This is a genomic window from uncultured Thiohalocapsa sp. (assembly GCF_913063425.1).
In the GTDB taxonomy this organism is placed as follows: Bacteria; Pseudomonadota; Gammaproteobacteria; order Chromatiales; family Chromatiaceae; genus Thiohalocapsa.
This window is the reverse complement of record NZ_CAJXYK010000101.1, coordinates 1-6,582: the sequence shown is the minus strand read 5'-3', so window position 1 is coordinate 6,582 and position 6,582 is coordinate 1. Positions and strand designations below refer to the sequence as shown.

The 6,582-nt window shown below is 68.4% G+C and carries 5 protein-coding genes and 1 pseudogene; 2 read left to right on the top strand and 4 right to left on the bottom strand.

Translation table 11 applies throughout. The annotated features are described in order from the left end of the window. Positions 1-445 (top strand): annotated as a pseudogene (locus QZ607_RS25505) (epimerase); the annotation flags it as partial. Here QZ607_RS25505 and QZ607_RS25500 read toward each other — a convergent pair. The 4 genes from QZ607_RS25500 to QZ607_RS25485 form a co-directional block, all read right to left on the bottom strand. Next, entirely contained in the window at positions 405-1,598 is a 1,194-nt protein-coding gene (locus QZ607_RS25500) for a glycosyltransferase family 4 protein (protein ID WP_295889011.1), read from the bottom strand. The pseudogene QZ607_RS25505 and the gene QZ607_RS25500 overlap by 41 nt on opposite strands. 7 nt (positions 1,599-1,605) lie before the next feature. Then, on the bottom strand, positions 1,606-2,748 hold the full coding sequence (locus tag QZ607_RS25495; protein ID WP_295889009.1) for a glycosyltransferase: 1,143 nt from the start codon (positions 2,746-2,748) through the stop codon (positions 1,606-1,608). Continuing rightward, complete coding sequence (locus QZ607_RS25490; protein ID WP_295889006.1) at positions 2,745-3,911, bottom strand: glycosyltransferase; 1,167 nt, start codon at positions 3,909-3,911, stop codon at positions 2,745-2,747. Before QZ607_RS25490 ends, QZ607_RS25495 begins: the two co-directional genes overlap by 4 nt. Before the next feature lie 282 nt (positions 3,912-4,193). After that, positions 4,194-4,832, bottom strand: a complete 639-nt coding sequence (locus tag QZ607_RS25485) for a hypothetical protein (protein WP_295889003.1) — start codon at positions 4,830-4,832, stop codon at positions 4,194-4,196. Between the two features lie 211 nt (positions 4,833-5,043). On the opposite strand from QZ607_RS25485, the gene QZ607_RS25480 reads away from it, so the two are divergent. Then, positions 5,044-6,375 carry a glycosyltransferase gene (locus tag QZ607_RS25480; RefSeq protein WP_295889001.1) on the top strand — a complete coding sequence of 444 codons (1,332 nt, stop codon included), beginning with the start codon at positions 5,044-5,046 and terminating at the stop codon, positions 6,373-6,375. The last annotated feature ends 207 nt before the right edge of the window (positions 6,376-6,582 follow it).

Sequence of the window (6,582 nt, the reverse complement as noted above, 5' to 3'; positions counted from 1 at the left end):
CGTGGACCGTGGCCGGTTTCCGCCGCTGCCGGAGCTCGGCAACCGGCGCTCCATGGTTGGGCTGGACGATCTGATCGACGCTGCACAGCGCGCAATGCATATGCCCGAAGCGCGCGGGCGCACCTTCATCGTCAGCGATGGCGTACCGTACTCGACCCGCTCACTCTACGTGGACATCGCCGGCGCCCTCGGTCGTCCGGTGCCGGGCTGGACCCTGGCAATCCGGCTGCTGCGCCTCGGCGCGCGGCTGGGCGATGCGATCGGCGCCTTGCTGTCGCGGCCGATGCCGCTCAACAGCGCCGCCTGGCAGCGGCTCGCGGGCTCGGCCTGTTATCGCGCGGATGCCCTGTGTGCGCAGCTGGGCTGGGCTCCGCGGCAGACCTTTGCAGCGGTGTTACCTGAGATCATCGTCGCGCGTCAGGCGGCGTCACCTGACCGGCGCTGATCTCGGCGAACAGTTTGTCATAGACGGCGAGCGTCTCCTCGGCAACTCGGCCGATGCCGAATTCCGCCTCCGCGAGCCGCCGGGACGCACGGCCATAGGCAGCCCGCAGCGCCGCATCCGCCGCAAGCCGCGCCAGTGCCTCGGCCAGGGCCTCGGCATTCCGCGGTGGCACCAGCAGCCCGTTCTCGCCCTCGCGCACCACCTCGCGACAGCCCGGAACATCCGTGGCCACCAGCGGCAGCCCGGCCGCCGCGGCCTCGATCAGGATGGTCGGCAGCCCCTCCCGGTACGACGGCAGGCAGACGATGTGCGCCTGCGCCAGCACCGCCGGCATGTCCGTACGGTGCCCCCACCATTCCACGGCCCCAATGTCGTGCCACCGCTGGAGCTGCGCCTGCGGCACCGCCGCCGGGTTGCTCTGGTCGGGCTTGCCGACAAGCACCATGCGCGGCGCCTCACCACGCTCGCGCAACAGTCCTGCTGCATCCACGAACTCCTGCACACCCTTGTCCCACAGCATGCGGGAGGCCAGGACCACCGTCACGGCACCCGGCGGCGGCGATACGGGCGCGAAGCGCTGCGGGTCCACACCGGCCCCTTTGATCAAGACCGGCTGCATGCCTGAGAGCTGTTTGAGCTGCCGGCCGTCATCCGGGTTTTGCACGATGACGCCAACCCGTCCCCGGGTTAGCAAGATGCGATAGGCGAGCAGCACAAGCGGGCGCAAGAGTCGCGCCTTAAGGCCGTTGGACGTGAACAGATAGCCGAGTCCGGCCAGGGTGGCCACCGTGCCGCGGATGCCGGTGAGGCGCGCGGCAAGCGCGCCGTAGATCACAGGCTTCTGCGCAATGGCGTGCAGCAGATCGGGCTGCTCGGCACGCAGCAGCCGCACCAGCCGGCGCAACGTCGCGAGCTCGGCAACTGGGTTGAGTCGGCTGCGCGCGAGCGCGGTGGGCACGAGCCTGAGCCCGGCGGCGCGGATGCACTTCGCCTGCGCCGTGTCGGTCACCTCAGTCATCACGACTATTTCGTAGCCCGCACGCTGCACGGCCAGCGCCAACGGCAGCCAATGCAGGCAGAAATACCAGTCCACTGCGACCAGGAAGACGACCTTGCGCCCCAGTGCAGTGGGCCTACCATTATGCGGTTGCATGGCTGCTTCAGCAGTGATCGCACGCAACCAGCGAGCGATACAGGTCCGCATAACGTCCTGCGACCGCGGTGAGATCGTATTCCGCGCCGACCCGCGCGCGGGCGCTTGCGCCCAGCTCGCGCCGTTGCTCAGGCGTCAGCGCCAAGAGGTCGCGCAGGGCCGCTGCCAGCGCCACCGGCTCGCGCGGCGGCACGACGCGGCCGGTGGCACCGACCATCACGGCGGAATCGCCAACATCGGTGACGACACAGGGCACGCCGCTTGCCATCGCCTCGCCGATGACGAGCGGAAAGGCCTCGCCGTAGGCGGCAGCACTCACTGCGACATCGAGCGCGGCCATCAATCGCGGCACGTCCGCGCGCTCGCCGAGCAGGTGGAAGCGCTCCGCGAAGCCGGTGCCTGCGACGAGATCGGAAAGCGCGGCATTGGCTTCGTCCACCGCGGTGCCGACCAGCAAGAAGTGGATGGCTGGATGCTGGCGGGCGACGTGGGCTGCCGCGCCGATGAAGCTCGCATGGTCCTTTTGCGGATCCCATCGCGCCACCAGGCCCACCAGTACCGTGGCTGCCGCCAGCCCGAGCTCGGCGCGGACTGCAGCATGATCTGCGGCACTCGGCCGGAACGCGCCCAGGTCGAAGCCGTTGGGAATCACGATCACGCGCTCGGCGTCGTAGCCGAGCGCGGTGTGTACCCCGCGCGCGACTTCGGAACAGGACAGAATGCAGTGCGGGAGGCGCCGGGACAGGCGTGCGCAGGCGGCGACGACGGCCCGCGTGCTCCAGGGCGTGCGGACAGGATCGAGCGTGCTGTTGTGCAGGCCCCAAACCACCGTCGCGGAGGTCGTGAGCCGTGCCGCGACCCCGCCCAACAGATCGGCGTGGTACATCCAGGTCTGCACGACATCCGGGCGAAACCGCCGCAGCTCCCGCGCCAGTCGCGCCAGCGCCCGGGGCTGCGGCAGCCGGTTGGACATGCCGAGGCTCAGGACGGGCACGTCGAGGCCCGCAATGCGCTCGCCCATGGGCCCCGGTGGCGACAGCGACAGGACCATGGGGTCGAAGTCTCCCCGAGGCAGCATCGACAGCAGCCGAAACAGCATCGTCTCGGCACCGCCGACGCCGAGCCCGGTGATGACGTGCGCGACCCTCACGCCGCCGCGTCCGGCTCGGCGGCGAGGCCAAGGGCGGCGAGATACCGCCTGGTCACCGGCGCAATGCGATACTGTGCCGCCCGCTCCCGCAAGGTCGCCGCCGGCAGCGGGGCGTCCAGGGTCTGTTCAATGGCAGCCGCCAGCGCCTGCGCATCGCCCACCGGCACCAGCGGGCCGAAGCGGCCCTCGTCGAGGATCTCACGCGGGCCGGAGGGACAGTCCGTGCTCACCACCGGCGTGCCACAGGCCATGGCCTGAATCAGCACGCCGGGCAGGCCTTCCCAGGCGGACGACAGCACGAACAGGCGCGCCCGTGCCATCCAACGGAACGGGTTGTCGTCGAAGCCTGGCAGCGCCACTCGCTCGGCGAGCCCAAGGCCATCAACCTCCGCTGTCAGCGCGCCGCGGTCCGGCCCCTCGCCTAAGATCACGAGCCGCAGGTCGCGTCGCGGCACCAACCGCGCAAAGGCCCGGAGCAGAGTCGGGAAGTCCTTCTGTCGAGTCAGCCGGCCCGCCGCGAGCAGCACCGGCGGTGCCTCCGGTGCAAACCAGGGATACGCCAGCGGCGCCGGGGCCAAGGTCTCCAACTGCTCGCCGACAACCGGGTTCGGGATCACTGTGATGCGGGCGTCATCGAGCCCGAGACACTGCACCAGATCGTCGGCAACGCCTTGCGAGACAGCGATGACATCGTCCGCCTGCGAATAGAACCAACGCGCGAGCCGCGGCAGCAGGCGCCCGCGCAAGTGAGGCTCGTTCGCTGCGGCCATGGAGAGCTGGCTGCGCACGCTGACGGCGAGCCGCATGCGCGCATCGGCGCCGGCCAGGACCCGCGCCCAGATGGCCACCAGATTAGCGTGATCCATGGCGGCCAGCAGCACGCGCGGGCGCTCGCGGCGCAGCCAAGCCGCGAGCTTGGGTAGCGCGAGCGATACGCGACGTGCCTTCAGGTCCACGAGCCGGCAGCCCTTGGGCACCTCCGGCACGTAAGGCCCGCGCGCATCCGCGCAGACCAGCGCCACCGCGAGCCCCTCCGCGAGCGCCCCCGCGGCTAGGTTCAGCATCATGCGCTCGGCGCCGCCGCCGGCGAGCGACGGAAGAAAGATCGCAAGCGTCGGCGGTGGCATGGGGCGGCGGCGGACGAACAATAGCGCGACGGACAAGACCGCAAAGTCAGATCAGAATCGGCGAGCGAGCATAGCATTGATGCGCCGCGAAGATGCGCTGGCAGGGTGCGGTGGAGCGCAAGCCGTTCAATGCACCTGTGCCAGCGCACGCACTCAGGTTACGAATCCGCCGCAAGCAATCATCTGGGACCAACCAACTGGTGCTTGCTAGTAATGCGAAACGTTCTCATCTGCAGCGACCATGACGGCTCCGGAGCCCTTCAGCTACCTGTATACGTCGCTGCGTCAGCTCAGCGACTCCCGACAGGCGGTAACCGTTTAGCCCCCCCCCGCGCTTGAAGCCTGCGGGGTCATGCCGTCAGCCGGCAGGCAGAGGCAGCGGGGGAGCGGGGGAGCGGGCAGGTTGCGGCGTCGTTGGCGCACGACATCGGCTAGGTAGGTCCAGGGTGAGGCGCGGCGCTTGCGACAGGTCTCGATGACGCTGACGAGCAGCGCGAAGGCGCGGGTGGCATGCACCTGCTCGGCATCGATCAGCAACACCTGCGTGCGACTGTGCCCCGGCGCACCCTTGCGCCGTCCGGGCTTGTCGCCGCTTGGTCGGTCGCCTCTACGCCCGCGCGACGCCACCGCGGGCGCCGGTTGTTCGCCCTGTTGGGCCGCTGCGTCGCCCGACGCCGAGCCGCTGTCGCCATGATCCTCGTTCCCGTCTTCGACCCTTTCCCAAGGCGCGCGCAAGCTCGGCGGTCGCGAACTGTTCGAGGGTTTCTGCGCCAAGCGTTCCCGCGCGACCTTCAAGTCCGCCAGCGCCTTCGCCAGCAACGCACGCGCCTGCTCCGGGGACAGTCCCTCAAGATAGGCGTCGTCGAGTTGGAGAAGATCGTGGTCGCTCAGATGCATGCCGCTGCCGCAGGGTGCCGCCTTGTCGGCGAGATCTGGAGCAATCTTGCCACACAACATGAGCTTTCATCTCCACTTCCATGATTTTAAGACGTCCTTAGGGTCGGGCGCAGAGAGAGAGGGGGGCTAAACGGTTACGACAGGCGAGGCCCCTGGGCGGCCGCAAATCGGGACAGCGCGAATGTCTCACCGCGACGCGCGCTTGCCCATCGGCTCTCACCTTTTGTAGTGTGGGAGCTTGCCAACTCTGTACGCGCATCTGCGCGCCCTCATGTCAGTGCTGTTGAAAAAGGCGTCGCCGGAGGCGCGGGATGCGGACCTCGATCTGCTCGTTGTCATCCCGCACTTGGGTGCCGGCGGGGCTCAAAGAGTGGCAAGCCTGCTCGTGCGGCACTGGCAGTCGAAAGGCGTGCGCATCGGTATCGCAACGCTATTTCCGGAAGACGATGCCCATGCACTGCCGGCTGGCGTGCGTCGTTTCGATCTCGCCGCGGACCCCGCGCGCGGGGCGCAGGGCGTGCTCGCGGGCATATATCATCGACTGGAGCAGTCGCTCAGCGAACCTAACAGGGCGTTGCCCGGCGTCATTGCCTCGCCGATGCTCGCCGCGATGCGCTTGGTGCGGCGTCTACGGGCCCTGCTGTTGAACCGCTTCGCCAACGAGCGGCGGGTCCGGAGGTCCGCCCGAGTCATGAGTCTGCGGCAACTGTTCCAATCCCTGCGCCCACGGGCGATCATCAGCTTCCTCGGCGCCACGAACATTCAAACGCTGCTCGGCGCCGAAGGCCTCGACACCAAGGTGGTGATATCCGAGCGTAACGACCCGGCGATTCAGCAGCTCGAACCGCCTTGGCAATCTCTGCGTCCGCGCGTCTACCCGCGTGCCGACCTGGTAACGGCAAACAGCACCGGGGCGTTGCACACTATGGCTGCCTATGTGCCGCAGGAGCGTCTGGCAAAGGTGCTGAACCCGCTGGTGATTCCGCCACACGACCTCGACAAGCCGATGCACGCCCAACGTATCGTGACCATCGCGAGGTTAGTCCATCAGAAGGGCGTGGACGTACTGATCGACGCCTTTGCTCGCGTCGCCGGCGAGTATCCGGACTGGGGGCTAGACATCATCGGCGACGGGCCGCTGCGCGAGGTGCTCGAGCAGCGCGCGCAGACGCTGGGGGTCTCGCGGCAGGTGCGCTTTTTGGGGCACCGGCTAGAGCCCTTCGACCTCCTCTACGCAGCCAGTGTCTTCGCCTTGCCATCGCGCTTCGAGGGGATGCCAAATGCTATGTTGGAGGCCATGGCCTGTGGGCTCGCTGTGCTCGCTAGCGACGCGTCGCCCGGTCCGCTGGAGTTCATCCGCGACGGTGAGACCGGGCTTGTGTTTGCCTCGGATAACGTGGATGCACTGGCCGATGCGCTGCGGCGGGTGTTATCGGACGCAGGCCTGCGCAGGCAACTCGCCGCTGCCGCGCGCGCGGCCGTAGAGCCCTTGGGTCTGGAATCCGTCGCGGCACAATGGGAAAGCCTATTCGCCGCGCTCAGCGTGCCATTGGTCGAGGCCGATGACCACACCGCTTCCACGCCCTCGCGGGCGGAGGGCTGAGATGCTTTGAAAAAACCCACAACGCCAGACCGCTGGGCTTCGAGGGTAGAACGCCCCCATCGAATTTGGCGACCGACAGACTACCTAGCGATTAGCAAAGAGGGGCAAGGCGAGTTGTTCGAACCTGACGCCGAGCTGCCGGCGGCGCCGTCACCAAGCGCTGCGGCGAGTGCGCCGGGGGTCGCCCGGGTGCTTCGGCCGAACCGC